Annotated in this window: 1 protein-coding gene; it reads left to right on the plus strand. The window is 63.6% G+C overall.

The annotated features are described in order from the left end of the window. Positions 1-815, plus strand: an 815-nt coding sequence (locus EN925_RS37975) for a type VI secretion system ImpA family N-terminal domain-containing protein (protein ID WP_245487468.1), incomplete at both ends; no start/stop codon positions are given.

The raw sequence follows: 815 nt of genomic DNA on the forward strand, positions 1-815 counted from the left end.
GTGAGAATCCGTCCGGGGAAGATTTGCGCAACGACCCGGCTTTCCATGAGTTGGAGCGCCTGACCGAAGCCCAACTCAAGGTCGTCCACGACGGCAACAATAAGGCCGGCTCGCAAAGCACGATTCCAGTCGACTGGCCCGCTGTGCTCGCAAAGGCGGAGGAATTGCGCGCGCATGGCAGGGACTTGCGCCTGCTTGTCATCGTCACGCGCGCGCTGGCCAATGAAGACGGGCTGGCCGGATTGGCGCAAGGTCTGACGCTGATCGCGCAGACCTTCGATCAGCATTGGGACACCATGCATCCGGCTATGCGGCCCAACGCTTCGCCGCGCGATGCCGCCTTGCGCCGTATCAACGCGCTGATCGACCTGCAGAATGGTCAGGACGGGTTGTTGGCGAATCTGCGGCAAATGACGTTCTTCGCGCCGCGCGCAATCGGCCCGGTTCAGGGCAAGGACCTGGAGAAGGGTGCGCTCGACGATCGCGTCATGCTCCAGGAAGCCGCCTCGGGGCTGAATGCGGCGGAAAAAGCGCAGCTGGTCAGTGCGCACGGACAACTCTTGAATCGGGTGCGTGCCGCATGTGCGGCACAGATCGATCAGGCCAATGCGGAGATGGTCCAGCTCATCGCCGACGCCCGGGCGACGATCACGGCACTGGATGCGCTCGAGACTGCGCTCAACGCTCGTCTCGAGAGCAGCGGCACTCCCGTTCCGGACTTAAAACGGTTCCTGCAGCGTTTGCTGACGACACTTGAACGGAATTCAGCGGCCGGCGCGGTGACGAATGGCGCAGCCACGCAGGCGGTGCCGACG

It is taken from the genome of Mesorhizobium sp. M7A.F.Ca.US.006.04.2.1 (assembly GCF_004022915.1).
Taxonomy (GTDB): domain Bacteria; phylum Pseudomonadota; class Alphaproteobacteria; order Rhizobiales; family Rhizobiaceae; genus Mesorhizobium; species Mesorhizobium ciceri.